The sequence below is a fragment of the Neglectibacter sp. CSJ-5 genome (genome assembly GCF_032490475.1).
Classification (GTDB): Bacteria; Bacillota; Clostridia; order Oscillospirales; family Acutalibacteraceae; genus Hominenteromicrobium; species Hominenteromicrobium mulieris.
Window position 1 is genome coordinate 297,235 of record NZ_JAVYJC010000002.1, and the last position, 19,793, is coordinate 317,027.

Annotated in this window: 23 protein-coding genes and 1 pseudogene; 6 read left to right on the top strand and 18 right to left on the bottom strand. The window is 53.1% G+C overall.

The annotated features are described in order from the left end of the window. The first annotated feature begins 8 nt into the window (after positions 1-8). Both R2K26_RS05500 and R2K26_RS05505 read left to right on the top strand, forming a co-directional pair. Entirely contained in the window at positions 9-1,766 is a 1,758-nt protein-coding gene (locus R2K26_RS05500; protein ID WP_316519130.1) for an ABC transporter ATP-binding protein, read from the top strand. Continuing rightward, positions 1,766-3,499, top strand: coding sequence for an ABC transporter ATP-binding protein (locus R2K26_RS05505; protein ID WP_316519131.1), 1,734 nt, complete (start codon positions 1,766-1,768; stop codon positions 3,497-3,499). Before R2K26_RS05500 ends, R2K26_RS05505 begins: the two co-directional genes overlap by 1 nt. A 65-nt stretch (positions 3,500-3,564) precedes the next feature. Here R2K26_RS05505 and R2K26_RS05510 read toward each other — a convergent pair whose 3' ends face one another. From R2K26_RS05510 to R2K26_RS05585, 16 genes are all read right to left on the bottom strand, one after another. Further along, positions 3,565-4,191 carry an L-2-amino-thiazoline-4-carboxylic acid hydrolase gene (locus R2K26_RS05510; protein WP_316519132.1) on the bottom strand — a complete coding sequence of 209 codons (627 nt, stop codon included), beginning with the start codon at positions 4,189-4,191 and terminating at the stop codon, positions 3,565-3,567. A gap of 178 nt (positions 4,192-4,369) precedes the next feature. Continuing rightward, positions 4,370-5,161, bottom strand: coding sequence for a class I SAM-dependent methyltransferase (locus R2K26_RS05515; protein ID WP_316519133.1), 792 nt, complete (start codon positions 5,159-5,161; stop codon positions 4,370-4,372). 15 nt (positions 5,162-5,176) lie between these two features. After that, positions 5,177-5,878: a DUF6796 family protein gene (locus R2K26_RS05520; protein WP_316519134.1), complete on the bottom strand. Its 702-nt coding sequence runs from the start codon at positions 5,876-5,878 to the stop codon at positions 5,177-5,179. A gap of 19 nt (positions 5,879-5,897) precedes the next feature. Beyond that, entirely contained in the window at positions 5,898-6,497 is a 600-nt protein-coding gene (locus R2K26_RS05525; RefSeq protein ID WP_316519135.1) for an L-2-amino-thiazoline-4-carboxylic acid hydrolase, read from the bottom strand. Then, entirely contained in the window at positions 6,494-7,156 is a 663-nt protein-coding gene (locus tag R2K26_RS05530; RefSeq protein WP_316519136.1) for an L-2-amino-thiazoline-4-carboxylic acid hydrolase, read from the bottom strand. The genes R2K26_RS05525 and R2K26_RS05530 overlap by 4 nt, the downstream gene beginning before the upstream one ends. Next, positions 7,153-8,085 (bottom strand): acyl-CoA thioester hydrolase/BAAT C-terminal domain-containing protein, encoded by a 933-nt coding sequence (locus R2K26_RS05535; protein ID WP_316519137.1) that lies wholly within the window; start codon positions 8,083-8,085, stop codon positions 7,153-7,155. The genes R2K26_RS05530 and R2K26_RS05535 overlap by 4 nt, the downstream gene beginning before the upstream one ends. 14 nt (positions 8,086-8,099) lie before the next feature. Continuing rightward, positions 8,100-8,930 (bottom strand): class I SAM-dependent methyltransferase, encoded by an 831-nt coding sequence (locus R2K26_RS05540; protein ID WP_316519138.1) that lies wholly within the window; start codon positions 8,928-8,930, stop codon positions 8,100-8,102. Positions 8,931-8,939: 9 nt separating this feature from the next. After that, entirely contained in the window at positions 8,940-9,713 is a 774-nt protein-coding gene (locus R2K26_RS05545; protein WP_316519139.1) for a hypothetical protein, read from the bottom strand. Between the two features lie 10 nt (positions 9,714-9,723). Beyond that, entirely contained in the window at positions 9,724-10,218 is a 495-nt protein-coding gene (locus R2K26_RS05550; RefSeq protein WP_316519140.1) for a hypothetical protein, read from the bottom strand. Continuing rightward, positions 10,218-10,919, bottom strand: a complete 702-nt coding sequence (locus R2K26_RS05555; RefSeq protein WP_316519141.1) for an L-2-amino-thiazoline-4-carboxylic acid hydrolase — start codon at positions 10,917-10,919, stop codon at positions 10,218-10,220. Before R2K26_RS05555 ends, R2K26_RS05550 begins: the two co-directional genes overlap by 1 nt. Further along, positions 10,916-11,779 carry an MBL fold metallo-hydrolase gene (locus tag R2K26_RS05560; RefSeq protein WP_078783451.1) on the bottom strand — a complete coding sequence of 288 codons (864 nt, stop codon included), beginning with the start codon at positions 11,777-11,779 and terminating at the stop codon, positions 10,916-10,918. The genes R2K26_RS05555 and R2K26_RS05560 overlap by 4 nt, the downstream gene beginning before the upstream one ends. An 11-nt stretch (positions 11,780-11,790) precedes the next feature. After that, the gene (locus R2K26_RS05565; RefSeq protein ID WP_316519142.1) at positions 11,791-12,474 is read right to left on the bottom strand and encodes a class I SAM-dependent methyltransferase; all 684 of its coding nucleotides are present in this window, start codon (positions 12,472-12,474) and stop codon (positions 11,791-11,793) included. Positions 12,475-12,518: 44 nt separating this feature from the next. Continuing rightward, entirely contained in the window at positions 12,519-13,424 is a 906-nt protein-coding gene (locus tag R2K26_RS05570; RefSeq protein ID WP_316519143.1) for an alpha/beta hydrolase, read from the bottom strand. Between the two features lie 12 nt (positions 13,425-13,436). After that, positions 13,437-14,042 carry a class I SAM-dependent methyltransferase gene (locus R2K26_RS05575; RefSeq protein ID WP_316519144.1) on the bottom strand — a complete coding sequence of 202 codons (606 nt, stop codon included), beginning with the start codon at positions 14,040-14,042 and terminating at the stop codon, positions 13,437-13,439. A gap of 4 nt (positions 14,043-14,046) precedes the next feature. Further along, positions 14,047-14,661: a class I SAM-dependent methyltransferase gene (locus R2K26_RS05580; protein ID WP_316519145.1), complete on the bottom strand. Its 615-nt coding sequence runs from the start codon at positions 14,659-14,661 to the stop codon at positions 14,047-14,049. 110 nt (positions 14,662-14,771) lie between these two features. Then, positions 14,772-15,350, bottom strand: a complete 579-nt coding sequence (locus R2K26_RS05585) for a TetR/AcrR family transcriptional regulator (protein WP_316519146.1) — start codon at positions 15,348-15,350, stop codon at positions 14,772-14,774. Positions 15,351-15,621: 271 nt separating this feature from the next. On the opposite strand from R2K26_RS05585, the gene R2K26_RS05590 reads away from it, so the two are divergent. From R2K26_RS05590 to R2K26_RS05600, 3 genes and pseudogenes are all read left to right on the top strand, one after another. Next, the gene (locus R2K26_RS05590; RefSeq protein ID WP_316519147.1) at positions 15,622-16,290 is read left to right on the top strand and encodes an integrase core domain-containing protein; all 669 of its coding nucleotides are present in this window, start codon (positions 15,622-15,624) and stop codon (positions 16,288-16,290) included. A gap of 387 nt (positions 16,291-16,677) precedes the next feature. Then, entirely contained in the window at positions 16,678-16,887 is a 210-nt protein-coding gene (locus R2K26_RS05595) for an IS3 family transposase (RefSeq protein WP_316519148.1), read from the top strand. A gap of 52 nt (positions 16,888-16,939) precedes the next feature. Then, a pseudogene (locus R2K26_RS05600) lies at positions 16,940-17,107 on the top strand (IS6 family transposase); the annotation flags it as partial. Between the two features lie 226 nt (positions 17,108-17,333). On the opposite strand, the gene R2K26_RS05605 reads toward R2K26_RS05600, so the two are convergent. Next, a complete protein-coding gene (locus R2K26_RS05605) occupies positions 17,334-17,810 on the bottom strand; it encodes a hypothetical protein (RefSeq protein ID WP_316519149.1) in 477 nt (158 codons plus the stop codon). 30 nt (positions 17,811-17,840) lie between these two features. Continuing rightward, positions 17,841-18,020, bottom strand: coding sequence for a hypothetical protein (locus tag R2K26_RS05610; RefSeq protein ID WP_316519150.1), 180 nt, complete (start codon positions 18,018-18,020; stop codon positions 17,841-17,843). Positions 18,021-18,187: 167 nt separating this feature from the next. On the opposite strand from R2K26_RS05610, the gene R2K26_RS05615 reads away from it, so the two are divergent. Next, positions 18,188-19,777 (top strand): peptide chain release factor 3, encoded by a 1,590-nt coding sequence (locus R2K26_RS05615; RefSeq protein ID WP_308449742.1) that lies wholly within the window; start codon positions 18,188-18,190, stop codon positions 19,775-19,777. Positions 19,778-19,793 lie beyond the last annotated feature (16 nt).

Genomic DNA, 19,793 nt, shown 5'->3' on the forward strand with positions numbered 1-19,793 from the left:
AGTTCATCATGAAAGAAATTGAGCCAAAGCGCTCCGCCGCCTCGTGGCTGGCAGAGCTGGCAAAAGGGCGGTACGGCGAGTACGCTTTGAGCGTCCTTACGGCGCTGCTGGGCGTTGCCTGCTCCCTTGCGCCGTATTTCATCATCATTCAAATCATCACCGCACTGGTAAACGGCACGGCGGAGCTGACGTACTGCCTGACGCTCTGCGCGTGGATGGCGGGCTTCTGGGTGCTGCGCTATGTGCTGCACAGCGTGTCCACGTCCCTCTCCCATCACGCCACCTTCCATGTGCTGGCCAATACCCGCACACGGCTGCTGGATAAGCTGGCCACACTGCCCCTTGGCACGGTGCTGGACCGTTCCTCTGGCTCGTACAAGAACATTATCGTAGAGCGGGTGGACTCCATCGAAACCACCCTTGCGCATTTGCTGCCGGAGATGACAGCCAACATTGTGGGCGCGCTGGCGGTGCTGGTGCTGCTGTTTATCGAGGACTGGCGCATGGGGCTTTCCATGTTGATCGTCGTGCCGCTGGGCATTGGCTGCTTCGCGTCCATGTTCAGCGGCTATAACGAGAAGTTCCGGCGCACGGTCACTGCGACGAAGGCACTCAACGACACGGCTGTGGAGTACATCAGCGGCATTGAGGTCATCAAGGCCTTCGGCCAGTCCAAGACCAGCTACGCTAAGTTCGTCTCCGCCGCAAAAGAGGGCGCGGACTGCTTCATCGACTGGATGCGGGGAAGTTTGTTCGGTCAGGCGGCGGGGATGGCAATTTTTCCATCGACACTTCTCGGCATCCTGCCGGTGGGCTGCCTTCTCTATATGCACGGCACACTGTCGGCAGAAACATTTCTGGCGATCATCGTGCTTTCGTTCGGTGTTATGCAGCCGCTGATCACCGCCTTCTCCTACACCGACGACATCGCACAGGTCACGACCATCGTCGGCGAGGTAGCGGAGGTGCTGTCCGGCGAAGATATGCAGCGCCCGGAAAGTGCGGAAAAGCTGCCTGCGGACAACTCCATTGAGCTGAAAAATGTCCGCTTTGCCTATCACGACAAGGAGGTACTGCACGGAATCAATCTGCACATTGCGCCGGGGACGGTCAACGCGCTGGTGGGTCCCTCCGGCAGCGGAAAATCCACCATCGCCCGGCTTATTGCCTCCCTGTGGGACGTGAAGGACGGCTCTATCGAGCTGGGCGGCGTGGATATCCGAACGCTGCCGCTGGCGGAGTGCACGAAGCGCATCGCCTATGTGTCGCAGGATAATTACCTTTTTGACCTTTCTGTCATGGACAATATCCGTATGGGCAAAAAGGGTGCAAGCGACGAGGAAGTGATCGCCGCAGCGAAGAAATGCGGCTGCCATGCGTTTATCATGGGGCTTGAAAACGGCTATCAGACCATATGCGGTGCCTCCGGCGGACACCTCTCCGGCGGCGAACGGCAGCGCATCTCCATTGCCCGTGCCATGCTGAAGGATGCACCCATTGTCATTCTGGACGAGGCCACCTCCTACACTGACCCGGAGAACGAGGCGGTCATCCAGTCGGCACTGGCAAAGCTGGTACGGGGTAAGACGCTGCTGGTCATCGCCCACCGCCTGTCTACCATCGCCGATGCCGATCAGATCATTGTCGTGAATCACGGCAAGATCGAAGCCACCGGCACACAGGCGGAGCTTCTTAAGTCCTGCCCGCTTTATCAAACCATGTGGGAAGCCCACATCAGCGTCAAGGACGATGGGGAGGTGGCGTAATGCTCCAGACACTGAAAAAGTTCTTTGATTTCTGCGGTGAGGACAACCGCAGGCTGTTTATGGCATCCATCTGGCTGGGCGTGGTCAGCGCCATTTGCTCCGCCATGCGGATTCCCGCCACCGCCGTCGTCATTCAGGCGCTGCTGCAAAAGAATGTCACCGTGCCGACGCTCTGGACGAGTCTTGGCATTATCGTGATCTCATTGATCATTACAATTGCCATCAATATGAAGGCCACCATGCTCCAGACCCGTGCGGGCTACCGTGCCTGCGCCAACAAGCGAATTGAGATTGCGGAGCATCTGCGGTATCTGCCTATGGGCTGGTTCAACGACAACAGTCTCGGCGAGGTCACGTCCGTCACCACCAACACCATGGAAAACATGGCGAATGTGGCTACCCGCGTGGTAATGGTCACGACCCGCGGCTTTCTGACCTCCGGCATCATCGCGGTCATGATGTTCCTGTTCGACTGGCGCATGGGGCTGATCACACTGACGGGACTGCTGATGTTCTTCGCCGTCAACGCTGCCATGCAGCGGGCAGAGCAATCGCTGGCGCAGCAAAAATTCAATGCCGACGAACGGCTTGTGTCCAAGGTGCTGGAATATGTGCAGGGCATCGCCGAGGTCAAGAATTTTGACCTGACCCACGATTCCGCAACGCAGGTACACGGTGCCGTGGAGGAAGCCCGCAAGGCTTCCTTCGCCATGGAGATACCGTCTGTTCTTTATATGCTGGCGCTGTTCATCGTCAACAAGCTCACCGGCGTTGCCGTCTGCACCGCTGCCATCGGCTTTTACTTCGGTGGCACCATGGAGCTTACAAACTGCCTTTTGATGCTGATCTGCTCCTTCATTCTCTTTGAACAGCTGGATTCTGCCGGGAGCTTTTCGGCTTTGTTCCGCTCCATTGACATCGGTGTAGATAAGGCAAACGCGATTCTGCGTGTAGAACCCATGGATATTGACGGAGAGGATCTGTCGCCGGAGCAGGAGGACATTGCTCTGTCTCATGTAACCTTCTCCTACGACAGCAAGCCCATTCTGCAAGGCGTGTCGTTGACGATTCCGGAGAAAACCACCGTCGCGATCGTCGGCCCCTCAGGAAGCGGCAAAACAACCCTCTGCAATCTTATGGCGCGGTTTTGGGATGTGCAGTCCGGCAGCGTGCGCCTCGGCGGACGGGATGTACGGGAGTACAGCTACGACAGCCTCATCCGCAATTTCTCCTTCGTGTTCCAGCGGACCTATCTGTTCTCGGACACCATCGCCAACAATATCCGCTTCGGAAAGCCCGAGGCCTCCATGGAGGAGGTAAAGGCTGCAGCAAAGAAGGCGCGGTGCTGCGACTTTATCATGGCGCTGCCGGACGGCTTTGACACTGTTATCGGCGAGGGCGGTGCAACGCTCTCCGGCGGCGAGCGGCAGCGCATTTCCATCGCCCGGGCGATTATGAAGGACGCACCAATCATCATTCTGGACGAAGCCACTGCCAATGTTGACCCCGAAAATGAAAAGGAGCTGATGGAGGCTGTTGCGGAATTGACCCACGATAAGACGGTCATCATGATCGCTCATCGGCTGAAAACTGTGCGCAACGCCGACAAAATATTCGTTGTCGATCACGGTGAGATCGTCCAGCAGGGCACGCATGACGAGCTGGTTGCTGTTGACGGGCTCTACCGCCGCTTTGTGGTGGAGCGCAAGCAGGCTGCCGGATGGAAGGTCTGAAGAAACACAATCTAAAAAATATGAAAAGAAGCTCGTATCATTATTGACGATACGAGCTTCTTCGTTTATTCTCTGTTTCCTGTAATGTAATAGTCGCAGAATTCTCCGCCGTTTGCCAACGTCTGCTTTCTGTGCAGCACGCCGTGCTGAAGCGTGATCATCACTTCATCAAGTTCGCAGAACAACGGCATGAGTTCGGAAACACCGAGTTTCTCCGTGTAAATGCAAATCGGGCAGCGGGTAATGCGGTAGTAACAGGCACCCTCATACGGTTGCCCGACAAAATCCACCTTGAAGGAGGTCGGGTATTTCGCTTCCTTTTCGGGCGTGTACCATTTGGCGTATTTGACAACGCTCTTTTTGTTCTCCGCCTTGCCCTTGTCGGTATTCAAGTCGGTCTTTGCAAAATACCACTTGATATGATAGAGTGAGCGGCGCATCATTTCCTGCACGGCCGTTGGCGGAATTTTCTTTTCGCTTGCCACATAGGGCGCAACGAAGGCAAGGGCGAACAACTCGTTGTATGCCATAGGGTTATCGTCACCGATGTCGTCTGCTTTCTCGACAAGCTCACGATAGACCTTTTTGCTCTTTTTCATAATGTCGGCGGCATATTCCCTGCCGTACTTCTCTGCCAGAACCTTTTTCATCGGGCTTTTGAACATCCAGAAATAAAAACCGTTGTATTTCATATCACTTTTCCTCCCGTGATTTATTTACAGGCTTAAGAAACGCAGCCCAGCCGCCGAAGTGATAGATCATCGTCGCGTCCATATATAGCCCGGCAGTCTTGCGGTCGGTACATTCCGCCATGCTCCGGCGGTAGCTGTCAAACTGTGCGGAGATCAGCTTTCCATGATGCCGCGCCGATTACTTTCTTCCCACCAGCAATGTTGAGCCGTGAAGCATCAGGTGTCCGGCTTCCTTCGATGTCATAAAGCTGCCGTCGGCCGTGTCCATCAGCTCCACGCGCTCATAGCCCATGTCCATGAGCTTTTGGACAAACGCCTGCATATCGCCGTATCTGCGGGGTGACATCAGGTCATGGATAGCAAATGTTCCGCCCTTTTTCAGCACGCGCAGCGTTTCCAGCAGAAGCTGCTGCTTGTCCTTTCCCGTGATATTATGATAGACATAGTTGCTGGTCACCGCGTCGAAGCTCTCGTCGGGGAAATCCAGCTTCACGGCGTTTCCACGCCGGAACGAAGCGTTTTTCACGCCCTCCGCAGCGGCGTTTTTTTCGCACAGCGGCAGGCTGAAGGAGGCGTATTCCTTGCCCCAGCGGTCGATACCGATCATTTTTCCCTGGGGATTGCGCTTTGCGCAGGCAATGGTCAGCGCACCGCTGCCGCAGCCGATGTCCAGTCCCACACCGCCCTCCGGCAGCGTGATATGCTCCGCCGTGCCGTCAATGATCTGCTTTGAGAGCTTGCGCTCGCCGTCATAGGAAAAGACCCGATAGGCATACACGCACCACTGGGTGTACTTTGCACAAACGACAAAGGCAATGCCGAACACCACTCCCAGCACGACGCGCAGCTTTCCGCTCACACAGACGCCGAATACGCCAAAAACCAGCAGCAGCGTAAAGGACAGCACCGTTCCCGCGATGAGCGAAACCATCATTCCCTTGGGAATCCAGTTTTTGTAGTCAGGCTTCATATTCAAGACTCCTTTTTATTGAGTGTGACTTCTCTCATAAACCGCAGCCGCGATGCACCAGATCACGATGGCGCTGTTCGTGCTGCTCTGGCTCATTACGGACATCCATGTGGCTGTCGGCACCTGCATGGCCTGTGCAATATCAGGAACAGCAACCAGCAGAAGATTCCATGTGACCGGATGGAAAACGAGCATCCACCTGGGATAACGGGTTTTACCGACAAGCAGCATCACAAAATGGATACCAAAAACCAATAGCATCGGAACATACATGGGGAGGATCGCGGGGAGCATATCATCCTGATAGGCCGTAACCGCCGCAAGCGTGGCCTCCACTCCGATACGCGGCCCCAGATAGGTAGAAAACCACGCCAGAGTAGCCGCCCAGAGATGGATCGCCAAGGCTACCACAACCGTAAATAACCCGCAAAAATACTGGATAGCTTTTGTTCTCGTATACCTTGCGTCAATATCCGTATTCAGTGCCTTCACCATGAAGGAGCAGAGGAAGCACCCAAGCGCTCCCATTCCGACGACCAATGCAGGCTTCCACAATGCGGAGGCGCCGGACAGATAACAGGCTCTGTTGAACATTCCGGTGTCGGTTTTCTGAAGCGGAACGCACCCCAGCAGCCAGTCCCCGGCAGCCATCAATATCCCGCCGATTGCGCCAAGAATACAGCATTGGATAAACGGTTTCTTTTCTTCCTTCTTCATTTTCTTTATTCCTGTGCATTTATTTCATGATCTTCATGCAAAAATCGCAGCGGTCATTGCCGCGCCCCAGCGTTTTTGTTCGATGCCAAATGAGCTTCGGATGCAGACCGGTGTAGCTGATGTCGTCGCTGTCGCAAAAGCAGCGGCACAGCTCCGGGCAGCCGTATTCTGTGCAGGTGTCGTGATAGGGACACTCCATCATATCCACACGCCATATACCGTTGCCGACCTGCAACTCCTTTGGGTCAAAGCCCGCCGCCGGGCCGAAGACGCTCCGGGTGGATTTGACAAAAACGCCGGGAACAAGGCGGTAAAGCCCCGGTATGTGCAGCAGGGCGGCAAGCTGTTTGTGACTCGTTCTCGCCAGCCGCTCCACATAGCCGTGAACGATTTGCAGCGCTTCTTCTTTCGGCATGACCCGCTGCAAGGCTTCGTAGGCCGCAATGCCCGGTAAGATTTGCCGTTTGAGGTGGTATTGCTTCTCCTTGCTTGCATCTGCATTTTCAGCCAGCAGCGCATTCAACCGCATATCAAAAAAGGCATTCAGCTCCTTGACCTGCGAGGGAAAGCGCTGCGCCGCAGTCTCTCGAAAATCACGGGAGAGATAGGTTTCCTTCATCGTCCTGCCTCCGTCCCAGCTTTCATGAAGCCCTTCTTTTTATACCCGCAGTCGCAGTATGGGCCGCCGGAGGCGAGCGTGTACTGCCGCACAAAGTCAGTCGCGCCGCCGGCTTCGCTCATGGTGTAGTCCAGACGGCACAGCGCGGGAGTGAGGTCATATAGCCCCAGCTTTTTCATCAGCACACAGATGCCGCATTTGGTGAAGCGTCCCTCGTATCCGCTGCCGTCGGGATATTCGTAAAACTCCATATTCCACGAGTAGGGGTTGCGGTCAGCGGCTTTCAAGGCTGCGGTCGCCTTCATGCCGGAAATGTCCTTTTCGGCAAATTTGCTCTTTCCGCTCATTTGGCAGAACCATTTCATGGGCTTTGTCATCATGGCATTGGCGTAGTAGACCGTCAGCCGTTCCACGCCCGGGCGCTCCGGCATGGAGAGGATAAACGCGCCGATCATCGCGCAGTTGACGAGGTTCGTCTTGAACCGGTCGCCTTTTTCAAATTCGGGCAGCTCGGAGATGATCTCCCTGTATTTCGGCTTTGCTTTTTTCGTGATGGTTTTTGCCGTATCGACATCATAGCCGAATACAACCGTCAGCTGTTTTTGGAATGAGCCTGCAAACATCGTCCACATGCCGAAAGGCATTCCAAAATAGGTCACTTTTTGTCCCTCCAATCGCATATCACGCGGGTCATGCGGCGGTCAATGTCAATGCGAGCCGTTTTACACTCCCTGGGATATTTCTTCGCGGCACTGAACGCCAGCTTGACAAACAGTGCCGAGCCGACGGGAAGCATGGTCTTGAGCATACCGTCGGGGAAAACAAAATGCGTGCCGTGCTCATATACGACCGCCTCGACTTCGCAGGAGTGTGGTTTCTCCGCAAGGCGTTTTTCCATGCGGCGGATATATTTTGCGGTGTCCCAAAGCGCGTCGTCCTCTGCGCCGACAAGAAACAGCTTGCCGCAGATATTCTCGACCTTTATGAATTCCTCCTCGGTAATCGGGTGCGCCGTTTCAGAGTCGTCAAACAGCTTGCGGGAGGCAATCATATTGCCGGTGCGTTTGGACTCCTCCGAGATTATGCGCCAATAGTCAGGGTGCTGATAGCAAAACGGCATGTATGGCAAGGGCTTTCCCTTGTAAGAAAAGAGTGATTCTCCCTCGATTGGCCATTCCTTGCAGCCATCCTTTTTGCCCTGCGTGAACCCCTGCCACACAAAGTCGCTGGGTGTCATTGCAATGGTTAGAGAAATGTCGCTGAATATCGATGCTGCCGTCAGGGCGAGGGTACCTGTCGTTGAGGCTCCCGCAATGCCGATTTTGGCGTTGCCGTGCGATTTGAGCCATGTAATCGCTTTTTCGATTCGCTCAAGCGGATAGTTGTGATGACCGTAGTCCTTTTTTGCAGGCGACATGGTCAAAATGTTCACGCCGAGACGGAGTAGCCACTTCACCGCCGAGCGCGCCATATAATCCTCGGGGTCGTCGCCGAGCATGGCGATGACGGCGCAGTCCGAGCCGTCCTTGCATGCCCAATACGCGCCGTAAAAGCCATCACTTTCAACATCAAAGTGGATGTGTTTCATTCAAAACGCCTCTTTCAAAAGTTGATCTTTACAATCTGCATCTTCATCATTCCGTCGCCGGTTTTGGCGAGAAAACGGAAAAAGCCGCTGACGGATGGGTCTTTCAAATCGGTGTAGCCCAGCATATAGCCGCGGCTGGAGACCTGCAAACGGCTGTCCCACGCGCCGATCTCTTTGGGAGCGTCGGAAACCGCGAAATACGCGCCCACATCCTTGATTTTCGCGCTCTTGAGCCATGTCTTGGCGATCATCTTCACTGCCGTCCGGTTCGCCGCATCAAATACCAGCACGCCGCTGGGGAAAGCGTCCGCCATTTTTTGCACCAATGCTTTGACCTGTTCCGTCAGAAAGTAGTAGAACACGCCGGAGGCAAAGAACACCGCGCCGCTGGAGGCATCGATTTGGGAGAACCATTCGGTATTGTTCAAATCGCATGGGGTATTTTCCTCACGCTCCCCGGCGGGTAAAAGTTCGTTACGCACGGCTATGACATCGGGAAAGTCCAGATTGTAAATTTTACAGCTGCCGTTGTCGCAGCTTCTTCCGGTGCTGTCCAGCCCGCAGCCCAGATTGACCACCGCCGCATTGGGATGAGTTCTCAGATAGTCCCTTACTTCCCACGCCAGATCGTTTTGCCGCATGGCCACCTCCAGTGAACCGAAACGCTGCATCAGGCCGCGGGAGTTTTTCTCCGCCTCTGAAAAATCGTAGTCGATCTCGTCAATCAGGCGAACCGCTGTTTCGTCCCGGTAAAGATTCGGGTATAGTTCTGAGCAGACCTTCCGCGCATACAGCGGAATGATCAGCGTCTCCTGTACGGTGTTTTTCTCTATTTTATATTTCATATGTAACGCTCACTTTCTGATAAATGGCAGCTCCGGCATACAGTCACACTCGGCGATGTGGGTCAGCATTCCGGCGAACCCCTTTGGATCGCGTATCTGATATTGCATATGCTCGTATCCCTCAAACACGGGATAATGGCCGCAGGGGTAGGCTTCCATCACCGCTTGACGGTATTTGAAATGATCTTCTATGCTGCCAAACTCAAAATAGCTGTGCTTTTGCAGTTCCTCGGGAAGGGACGGAAAGGGCTTATCCTCCAGGCTGTCCGAAATCTGCCGCCGCAAATTTGTATAGGTCAGATTTTCCCCTGCGGCTATAAAATACGGCTTTATGGAATCGTCGTCACACCACAGTATCTTTTTCAGCGTACCGCCCTTCGACCAATACAGGCTCTTGATGGCAAAATACAGAAACGGCGTCATGATACGGCGCGTGCCCTTTCCGATTTGGGCGAACTGCCCGCCGTCAAAGAAAGCGTGCTCCACGGGCAGCTTCGTCTGCGTCAGAAACGCCATGGCAAGGTCTGCACCGATGGAAGAAGCGACCACCATCGCCAGCCGCTCCACGCCCTGTCGATGCAGAAAGTCCTCCACCTGCCGTATTTCGTCCAGCTTGCTGACATATTTCTGCCCCTCGCAGTAAACGGTGGAGGTGGGCAAGATGCAGAAATATCGATCCTGCAAAAACCTCGCAATCGGTTCGCTGCTCGCTCCTGTCACACCCATTGCATGAAAGAACAGCACGGCAGGATTCCTCCTGTCGCCATATGTTTGAAACAGCATTTCTATCACCTCATATTTTCATAAAAAGCATCATAATCGCCGCCAGTGCTGCCGAAATGGCCGCCATACCAATTGTGCCGAACAGCCACTTTTTGATCTTATCCTTGGCTGTAATGTAGGGTTTCAGGTCTTCCGTTCCCGGAATTTCCCATGCGTTCGTATGTCCTACCCAATAGCCGTCAACCCAAAATCGGTCTATGAGATTCATAACGGACAGTATGACCAGCAGCTGCCAAAAGCCCTGAACGAAGCCCTTTGCGCCGTTGAGCGCATAGACGCAGACCAGCACATAGGCGATGTAGCCGGGGACGCAGACAGCTTTGAAAATCAAAGCGTTCCGCTTTATTCTTTCGTGTGTTGTAAGCCCCAGCGTTACACACCTGTTCTGGACTTCCGGGCTGTAAAGATGCACCATGCCCACCGCGCCCTTGCGGATACCGATGGCGCAAACCAAAATGAGCAGAACGCCCAGCCCGATGCCTTCCAAAATCACCTGTAAAAGCATTACCGATTCCTCCTGAAGCCCGCCTCATCCCGGTATTCGGGATGTCCCTTCAAGTACGGGTCTTTATCGCCGCAGATAGTGTAGTCGCATCGGCAGCCGTTCACGCAGGTGGTCGTCCGCACCAGCTTGGCATGAAGCAGTTCCATGGACGCATAGTCCACATTGCACAGGGCGGGCATGATGTCCGTAAGACCGTGCCGGATAGCAAACTCCGCTGCCGGGCACGCCGTAAATTCATAATAAATAGGCTTGTCGGTTTCATAAGGCGCAACCGTCATCTCGTAATCGTGCCATTTGTCGCAGCCGCTTTTCGCACGAACAAACGCCTTGTACATCAGCTTCCTCCAGAACGGCTTGTTGCAGTCCACAATTTTCAGCTTGCGGAAAGTCGGAAGAATCAGATTTTCCTCCATCTCTTCGATTTCACGGAACGAAGTAACTGCTTTGCAGACCACATAATAGCTCATGATGGCGATGCAGTCGTAGGTGCCGCCTACGCCGTTGTGGAAGTTCTTTTTGCCGCCCAAGTCGGTGCGCCAGTCGGAGAGAAAGACCGCGTACTGCCGCTGCACCTTTTCCCATACTGTCTCCAGCTCTGCTTCCGGATAGTGCAGGGCGATTTTCGCCAGGATTTCTTTCTTGCAGGGCTTGGTATACAGCACATGGCAGCTGCGGTCAATTTGTAATTTGCTGTCCTTCATCTTCCCACGCCTTTCAGAAAACCGCTCTTTGCATTTTCTTCGGTGTCGTCCGATTCGTCGTAGGCATCATAGGGTGCCGACGGGTCGTGTACCCGTTTCTTGAATGGCGAACAGAGCTTGTCCTTATGGGCAAAAGCAAATTCCAAATTGTCCGTCCATCCCGTGTGACCGGTGATGAAATACGGATGCAGACCACGGGCGCGCAGTTTCCGTTCCAGCTCCGCCAGTGACTGCACAGCCAGCTTATTATCCTCTGCCAGAGAGGAAATAAAGCTGTATCCGCCGTCCGCACCGAACCACAGCGTGTCGCCGGTGAACAGATACTTATCGTCAATGAGATATACCATGTGCCCCCAGGTATGACCGGGGACAAGGAAGCATTCGATTTTGATGCCGCCAATATCGAAAACCTCGCCGTCATGCAACAGTACCTTTTCGTTGTGGATCGTGACCTGCGGCAGCTTGTACAGGCGATAGATCACCTTGCGGCGCACTTCGCCGGTCAGATAGCGGTTCTCAACCTCGCCGATGTAGAGCTTTGCGTCCCGGAATAGTCCCGGACTGTCGGCCTCTACTGCACCCACATGGTCAGTGTCCTGATGCGTGATGAGGATGTGCCGGACGGATGCCGGATCGATGCTGAGCCAGCTCATTTTTTCGGCAAGGCGGTCGTAGTTATAGCCCGCATCGATCATAATGGCCGTATCGCCCTTGCGGTAGAAGAAGATGTTCGCCACCCATTCGCGCACACAGGCGACACTCCCGTCGATCCAGCCGGTATTCAGCGGCTTGAAGATCTCCTTGCCTCGGTACATCTTGCTCATTTCTTTTTTCTGAAACTCGGTTGCTTTCTTTGACATATTATCGCTCCCTATTTTGATTTTCGGCAGACAAACCACGCCATGCTTTTCAGGTTTCCCATGTCCACATCCGTATACATTCCATCCAGCCGTGCTTTCAGACTGGAAACCGTCTCATAGGGCGGTGTGAAGAAGCCCGCCTTTTCATAAACGTGCCGGACGAACCAATCCGTCCGCTTGTGCTCGCCCATCACATAAAAGCAGCCGCAAAATATCCCACCGGGCCGCAAGACCCGGAAAACCTCCCGGTAAGCGGCCTCCTTGTCCGGGAAAGCGTGAAAGCCGTTCAGCGACAACACAATATCAAACGCACCGTCCGCATAGGGAAGTGCGCCCACATCACCCTGCCGAAAGGTTACGTTTTTCAGGTGCAGGCGGTCGGCCTTTTCCTGCGCCTGTCCCATCATATCCGCCGAGTAATCTAGACAGGTGATGTCTGCTTTTGGCAGCGTCTGATAAACCGGCATGGTCAGGATACCCGTCCCTACCGGCACCTCCAGCAGCTTGCCAGAGAAATCATCTGGAATACCCGACAGTGCTTTTTCAAGATAAGCATCACATTCCGCCTTGTTCATATCCCACACCAGACGGCACACCGCTTTCCCGCTCAGGGTAGAGCAGGTGATCATACCATCATAAAAATTATTGCCGCCCGTCATTCGGTACGCACCGCGAATGACTTCTTTTCGTTCCATGGGTTTCCCTCCGTATTTCAATCATCACACGACCGTTTCCGATCTCATTTTTTCAAAATGTCCACGATTTTCGCAAAGTCCTCCTTTGCCTCCTTGAAGATCGGCAGCATACAGTAGCAATGCACCATCTTCGGGCGGGCAGACACCGTACAGGGGACATTTGCCCGCTTACAGGCTTCCTCAAAATCCGGCAAAGCACCGTAGAGCACTTCGTCGGCAGAATAGAAGAAGTGGATATCGCCTACGCCGGTAAAATCTCCCCGGGAGCCGGAGAGCATATAGTCCGGCACATTCTCGCAGCCATGCCGCATGAATTTTTCCACCGTCACCATGAAGGCATAGTCGATGGAAACGTCCCTTTCATTGAGCGCCTGCATCCGTACCTTTTCCGCGTCGTTCCACGGCACCTCGCCGGGGGATACGGCGACAATGTGTCTCGGCTGCGGCAGCGGCTCGGGCTGCGCGTTGTTGTGCGCCGCAATGCCAAGTGCCAGCGCGCCGCCGGATGAAAAACCACAGGTGCTGACATTTCCGCCGCCGTACAGTGTAATCATTTTTCGGTAACATTCGTACACCATCGCGTATGTTTCAGTAATGCAGTGTTCCATGCAGAGCGGGTAAAACGGAAACCACACATCACAGCCGGTCTCGCGGCAGAGCTTGCGCATCACAGGCAGGTCGCCCTTATCGGGGCCGATCACCATACCGCCGCCAAAGAAGTAGAGGATCGCGCGCTCGGACGGCTTCGGATGCTCTCGCACGATCAGGCAGGGAAAGCCGTTTACCGCGATCGTTTCATAATATGCCTTGCGGTCGGTGGGCGTAAAAACGCCACGATGCCGATTCTGCTTTTCAATTTCTTTTCGCAGTGCATCCTCCGGCAAGGCGAACACCTTTTTCGCGCCGGAGAGCTTGTATACGCTGCGTAAGATAGATGCAAAGATGCTCATGATTTAGCCCCCTCATTTCCGTGCCGTGATGCACAGCCAGCTTTTCTTTTTGTGTATCTGCACATCGTGAAATCCTGCCTGCTCCAGATACGCCTTTAATTCAATGTCCTTGTAGATGGTCATGCCGCCGATGATTTCCGTCCACTTCTTGTCCTTGTCCGTATCGCCGTTGCTTTCGTTGCAGATGAGTAATGTCCCGCCGGGCTTCAGCACCCGGTAAACCTCCCGGAAGCACTGCGGCAGATCGGGCCAGAAATAGACGGTTTCAAAGGCTGTTACCGCATCGAACCAGTCGCCTGCAAAGATCATATCCGCCACGCTGCCTTGCAAAACGGTACAGCGGCCCTCCGCGATGGCGGCCTCGTTGACCTTTTTGGATTTCTCCACACTGACGGGGGAATAGTCGATGCCCTTGACAATTCCCTCCGGGCATTTTTTCAGAAATCTCTTGATGTTCACCCCTCCGCCGCAGCCGCAGTCCAGCACCTTGGCGTCCGGAGGAAGCTCCAAAAAGCGAAGTCCCCACCGTGCCACAGGACTGTGCCCCAAGTTCATCATGGCGACCATGATTTTCCCGCCAAGCCCCACAGGCTTTCTGGTGTTCTCAAAAAATGACATCTTATCATACCTCCGATTTCACACATTCCGCATAGGTCAGCGGGAAGGATGCCTTCAGAACAGCGCTTTTCCGCACCGTCCAGCCGTTTTGCCGTAGGAAGCGCAGGTATTCCGCGCTCGTCCACTTGCTGCGGAGAGGGAAGCCTGCCATCCTCATAAAAAATGCCCTGACCTTGCCGGAAAACGAGTTTCCCGCATGGGTGAAGGTGGGCGCGATGAGCACACCGTCGTCCTTCAGCACCCGGCGGATCTCGGCAAGGGCTTTCTCCGGCTGCGGCACGATATGCAGCGCGTTGGACACGATCACCACATCAAAGGACTTATCCGCATAGGGCAGGCGGAACATATCCTGCACGGAGAAGTACAGCTTGGCAGAGCGATTATCCCGCTTTGCCTCGGCGATCATCTCCGCAGAGGCGTCCGTCGCCTCGATGTGCGCCGCCGCGTTTACGATGTGCTTTGCGATCAATCCCGTGCCGGTCGCCAGCTCCAACACCGTCTTGGCTTTTACGACCGGCCGGATCAGCTCATACATCTCGTCATACGCCGCCCGATCCTTTCGCATAAAGCGGTCGTAACGTCCGGCATTTTTGTCCCAGAAATTCTTGTGTCCCTGCATCGCTATCATTCCTTTCAATGTTAGATTAGCTTAACCGACGCGTGCACTTGGACGGTTAGATTGTGCTAACCATTGTGCCTTGGAAAAGCCGCATCTCTGCGGCCTTCCGCTTATTTAAATAACTCCCTGCAAGCGCCGTACACCAGCGTTTCCAGCACCTGCGGGTACAGTCCTCCTATTTGCTCCTTGTGTGAGACGGTCAGAATCAGTCCGCGTACTGCCGCGGCGGCAAGTGAAATCCCCCGTTTAGGAACAAGGTCATATTTTTCCAGAAGCTGACGGATGTGCGTCTCGTCATCGTGGTAATGTTCCTTTTTGACGCCCTCCGGCAGCCTTTGCAAAAGCCGCTTCGCATCATTTTCGATGAAAACCATGTCGCCGGTATCGGACAGCCGCCGGCAGACGGCCAGAACCGCCTCTGCCGCGCGCTCCGATGTTGGCAGGCCGCCATTTCTGTGCAACGCCTGGTCAGCCACCCCGTAAAGCTCGGAGTGAATGTTCTCCAAAACCGCGAAGAAGGCTATCTCCTTGGATTCGAAGAATTTATAAAATGAGCCCTTCGCAATGCCGACCGCCTTTGTCAGTTGATCCACTGAGGTTTTCTTCATCCCCAGTGTGACGGCACAATGTCTCGTTTCCTTCAGCAACGCCTTGCGGAGCTGCTCAGTCTCGTAATCGGTAAAAGCCAAGGTCGCACCCTCCCTGAAATATGACCATTTCGGTTCTTCTGGTCATATTATACCGCGCTTTTTTCTGGTTTGCAATGGGTGTAGAGAAAAAATCGCTAATCAAAAGGAGTGCAGTGTTGCAGAAAGAGACGACGGAATTCCGGTAATCGTTGAAAGAAAAGTCGCACAGACCGAATAGCTATCCGCATCAGCATACAGCCCGTGAAGAAGATATGATTCGTGAAGCTGTGCGGCAGTCTTACTTTCGCTACGGCTGGGAAGGTGCATATATATGGCAGCAAGGGAAGGCGGTTACAGCAGAAGTTACAGCGGATTCATCTATGCTGCCAAAAGACTCGGACTGTGCGGAGGCAAGCAGGAAAAGCCAAACATACGCAAGAGTGACCGCCGGTATTCCGAGATTCTTGTTCTGGGAGGAAAAGTACAGGTAGACGTTAAAGAAGTGCCGTATAACTGCCTGAAAGGCGCAGCGAGACGGGACGGAAAGCACTTATACCAATGGACAGCCATAGACGAATGCACCAGAATACGATTCATTTACGGGTTTGAGGAGCATACACCGGAAAACTCGGTAAAGTTCTTCAAAATGCTTCAAAAAGTATTTCCGTTCAAGATTCAGACAATCCAGACGGATAACGGAACTGAGTTTACATACAAGTACATCAGCGATACGGAACTCTGTCCGTTTGACATTGCTTTGAAGAACGCCGGCGGGCAGCACAAGCTGATTCCACCCAGAACGCCTTGGCACAACGGCAAGGTAGAGCGGAGTCATCGAAACGACCAGCGTTATTTTTACAACTGGGAAAAGTTTGCAAGTGTAGAAGATCTAAACCGAAAGCTCAAAGATCATTTGCACTGGAGCAACAGAAAGCCCATGCTCACGTTAGGCGGCAAAAGCCCTCTTGATCTCCTCCGTGAAATACTTTCTAACGCCTGATTCTTTTCTATCCCTCTTTTCTTTACCTTCTGTGTTTCTATTTCAGAAAATTTGAGTACTTTCGATATATTGACAAACTCCCCCTATAACGGTTTCGATTATACGCATCATATTGCTATGACGTATTGTATTGACATCATAAGTGATAGCGAGAAAGAAATTAGTGAGTATGTAAACGATAGATCAGGCTCGGTCGAAAACGACTCTCTAGGTTACAAGTGGATATCTATCGATAGTTTTTGCGAGAAAAATGCATCACCACTAGTAATAAAGGTGTGTGAACTTATTAACAACAAAAAGTCCTTTGAAATAATTGAGTACGTAATCTAATATTTTCAGAGGAAACAGTGTTATTTTGTTGACACATGGATTCTGCACCATGCGTGCATGGAATCCTTTCATTCTATTGTCAAGCGTGAATGGCTCAATCGCTTTAAAATTCGCGATTACAAGCAGGCATACCGGTCGATTTTCGAATATTTGGAAGCTTTTTACAACACGAAACGAATCTACAGTCATTGCGACTTTATGTCACCAGATGAATTCGAGCGAGTATATAAAAGAGCACACATTAAGGCGGAGCTGCGGGCAGGTTGAATTTGGGAGAAATTTCTCATTTTAACTTGTACTAAATCTTGACATAGGACCAAAGCAGGGCTTTTCTTCCTTTGAGAGCGCTAATAACCTGATCTCCATGTTTGTGTTCTTCTTTAACTTTGTTCGTCCTCATTCCGCTTTGAACGGGCTTACACCCGCGCAAGTCGCCGGTCTCAGTTTACCCACCCGCAAAAAACGAGATTTTCCTCTCGTCGCTTGATATTTTCCTGTGTTTTGTCCCTCGCTCTTTCATTTTTACTTTACGGTGCCTTTGGTAACTTCATTATACTGAATACAAAACGAAAAGACAAATGTGTGGATTTAAGAAACAGAAAAAGGCTCTGACCTTTTACAGTCAAAGCCTCATCTGCCATTGCAATGCCTTAGTTTTATTAAGTTTTATCATACTGCCTTATCAAACCTCAGCATTTCCTGCAGCGTTTTTATTATGGCTCTTTCCTGCGGTTTTGAATGCGGCGTATGAGCAGCGCCGAACCGCCGACAGCGAGCACGCCCCAGCCAAAGAAGAGCGATGCACGGACAATCCATTTCCCGGCTGCGTTCTCTTGCTTCTCGCCATGAATGTGAAGCTTTGCGTTTCCGCCTTCCCCGCACTGCACGGTAAATGTCATGCTCTCTTCGGCGGTAAGCGTACCGATATAAATCTCGGCAAACCCGAGTGCAGCACTGTCCCCCGAGAAAAGCATCACACTTTGCCCGTTTTGCACACGCAGAAGCTTTACTTCACCTTGGCTTTCTTCTGCCGTGAGATATAACTCAAGCGGCACGGTACATTCGTTTTTGAATACAAGGCTGAGGGGCACGCCGCTTTCGGCTATGACAGTCTTTTCTAAACGGTCTCCGCTGAAAAACACCGGCAGCAAAAACGCCGTGATGAACGCTAGGACCCGAACCGAAAACATGCGCACCCCTCCTCGGCCGCCGGGCGCGCATCACCATACGCGCCGCCTGTAAGAGGGCACCGACGGGCCTTTTTCTTCATGTATATGCGTGCGCGCCGGCGTTATATACGCACGGTACCGCATGACGATCTCCGCATGCCTGCCGAACAGCTTTTCCAAAAGCATCAGGACGGTCTTTTTCTCTTCGCGATAGTGCTTTCCGTGTTTCATCGTTTTCCTATGCCCTTTCCGTAAATTTTGTGATCTCTACGGATAAAATACCACGACACGGCGAAATATTTTGTCATTCCCATCATGCGGAAATCTTGAACTTTCCACGCATTTGTGGTAAAATAAATCGGTTATTTTGAATTTGTGAAGAAACAGAGGTTATCATCTTGGCCGATTTTAGAAATGAGATTGAAAAACGGCGCACGTTCGCGATTATTTCGCACCCGGACGCCGGTAAAACGACACTGACGGAAAAGTTCCTTCTGTACGGCGGCGCCATTCAGCTGGCCGGTGCGGTCAAGGGCAAAAAGAATGCGCGCCACGCCGTTTCCGACTGGATGGAAATTGAAAAGCAGCGTGGTATCTCCGTCACCTCTTCTGTTATGCAGTTCCAGTATGAGGGCTACTGCATCAATATTCTGGACACCCCGGGCCACCAGGACTTCTCTGAAGACACGTACCGCACGCTGATGGCGGCAGACTCCGCCGTGATGGTCATTGACGCTTCAAAGGGCGTTGAGGCACAGACGAGAAAGCTTTTTAAGGTCTGCGTCATGCGCGATATTCCGATTTTCACGTTCATCAACAAGATGGACCGCGACGCGCAGAGCCCGTATGATCTTTTGGATGAGATCGAAAAAGAGCTCGGCATCGGCACCTACCCGATGAACTGGCCGATTGGCTCCGGTGTGGACTTCAAGGGCGTTTACGACCGCGAAAAGTCCGAAATTCTCGCGTTTGAAGGAGACAAAGAGCTGCGCGGTCAACACGAAGTCAAAGCGCACGAGATCGATCTGAACGACGCGGCGCTTGAGACCATTCTCGGTGAAAGCCTGTGCCAGACGCTGCGCGATGACGTAGAGCTTCTGGACGGCGCGGGCTATGAATTTGACCTTGAAAAAGTGCGTCATGGCAAGCTCTCCCCTGTGTTCTTCGGCTCCGCTTTGACAAACTTCGGTGTGGAGCCGTTCCTCGAGAGCTTTTTGCGTATGACGACCTCCCCGCTGCCGCGCCAAACCTCGGAGGGTGTGGTTGACCCGTTCAGCAAGGATTTTTCTGCGTTCGTCTTCAAAATTCAGGCGAACATGAACAAGGCGCACCGCGACCGTATTGCATTCATGCGCATTTGCAGCGGCAAGTTTGAAAAAGGCATGGAGGTCACCCATGTGCAGGGCGGTCGCAAGATCAAGCTTTCGCAGCCGCAGCAGATGATGGCGCAGAGCCGTGAAATCATTGACGAGGCGTATGCGGGCGACATCATCGGTGTGTTCGACCCGGGCATTTTCTCCATCGGCGACACGATCTGCACGGGTAAAAAAGTGCAATTTGAAGGCATTCCAACGTTCGCGCCGGAATTTTTCTGCCGCGTGCAGCAAAAGGACACGATGAAGCGCAAGCAGTTCGTCAAGGGCACTACACAGATTGCACAGGAAGGCGCCATTCAGATCTTCCAGGAGATCGCCTCCGGCATGGAGGAAGTCATTGTAGGCGTTGTGGGTACACTGCAGTTTGACGTATTCAAGTACCGCATGGAAAACGAGTACAACGTTGAAATTCGCATGGAAACGCTGCCGTACTCACTCATCCGATGGATCGACACGCCGGACGTGGACCTCAAAAAGCTGAACCTCACGTCCGACACAAAAAAGGTGCAGGACATCCGCGGACGTTACCTTTTGCTTTTCTCAAATGAGTGGAGCATCCGCTGGGCGCTGGAGCACAACGAAGGCCTGGAGCTTTCCGAGTTCAGCCGCTAAATTTTATAAAAAGCAA

Coding starts and splice junctions, on each gene's coding strand:
- R2K26_RS05525 (WP_316519135.1), bottom strand. CDS start 6,497: ATGAAGGAAACCTATCTCTCCCGTGATTTTCGAGAGACTGCGGCGCAG.
- R2K26_RS05555 (WP_316519141.1), bottom strand. CDS start 10,919: ATGAAGGACAGCAAATTACAAATTGACCGCAGCTGCCATGTGCTGTAT.
- R2K26_RS05545 (WP_316519139.1), bottom strand. CDS start 9,713: ATGCTGTTTCAAACATATGGCGACAGGAGGAATCCTGCCGTGCTGTTC.
- R2K26_RS05505 (WP_316519131.1), top strand. CDS start 1,766: ATGCTCCAGACACTGAAAAAGTTCTTTGATTTCTGCGGTGAGGACAAC.
- R2K26_RS05605 (WP_316519149.1), bottom strand. CDS start 17,810: ATGTTTTCGGTTCGGGTCCTAGCGTTCATCACGGCGTTTTTGCTGCCG.
- R2K26_RS05590 (WP_316519147.1), top strand. CDS start 15,622: ATGGCAGCAAGGGAAGGCGGTTACAGCAGAAGTTACAGCGGATTCATC.
- R2K26_RS05580 (WP_316519145.1), bottom strand. CDS start 14,661: ATGCAGGGACACAAGAATTTCTGGGACAAAAATGCCGGACGTTACGAC.
- R2K26_RS05520 (WP_316519134.1), bottom strand. CDS start 5,878: ATGAAGAAGGAAGAAAAGAAACCGTTTATCCAATGCTGTATTCTTGGC.
- R2K26_RS05540 (WP_316519138.1), bottom strand. CDS start 8,930: ATGAAATATAAAATAGAGAAAAACACCGTACAGGAGACGCTGATCATT.
- R2K26_RS05535 (WP_316519137.1), bottom strand. CDS start 8,085: ATGAAACACATCCACTTTGATGTTGAAAGTGATGGCTTTTACGGCGCG.
- R2K26_RS05595 (WP_316519148.1), top strand. CDS start 16,678: ATGGAATCCTTTCATTCTATTGTCAAGCGTGAATGGCTCAATCGCTTT.
- R2K26_RS05575 (WP_316519144.1), bottom strand. CDS start 14,042: ATGTCATTTTTTGAGAACACCAGAAAGCCTGTGGGGCTTGGCGGGAAA.
- R2K26_RS05510 (WP_316519132.1), bottom strand. CDS start 4,191: ATGAAATACAACGGTTTTTATTTCTGGATGTTCAAAAGCCCGATGAAA.
- R2K26_RS05565 (WP_316519142.1), bottom strand. CDS start 12,474: ATGGAACGAAAAGAAGTCATTCGCGGTGCGTACCGAATGACGGGCGGC.
- R2K26_RS05570 (WP_316519143.1), bottom strand. CDS start 13,424: ATGAGCATCTTTGCATCTATCTTACGCAGCGTATACAAGCTCTCCGGC.
- R2K26_RS05515 (WP_316519133.1), bottom strand. CDS start 5,161: ATGAAGCCTGACTACAAAAACTGGATTCCCAAGGGAATGATGGTTTCG.
- R2K26_RS05550 (WP_316519140.1), bottom strand. CDS start 10,218: ATGCTTTTACAGGTGATTTTGGAAGGCATCGGGCTGGGCGTTCTGCTC.
- R2K26_RS05610 (WP_316519150.1), bottom strand. CDS start 18,020: ATGAAACACGGAAAGCACTATCGCGAAGAGAAAAAGACCGTCCTGATG.
- R2K26_RS05500 (WP_316519130.1), top strand. CDS start 9: ATGAAAGAAATTGAGCCAAAGCGCTCCGCCGCCTCGTGGCTGGCAGAG.
- R2K26_RS05560 (WP_078783451.1), bottom strand. CDS start 11,779: ATGTCAAAGAAAGCAACCGAGTTTCAGAAAAAAGAAATGAGCAAGATG.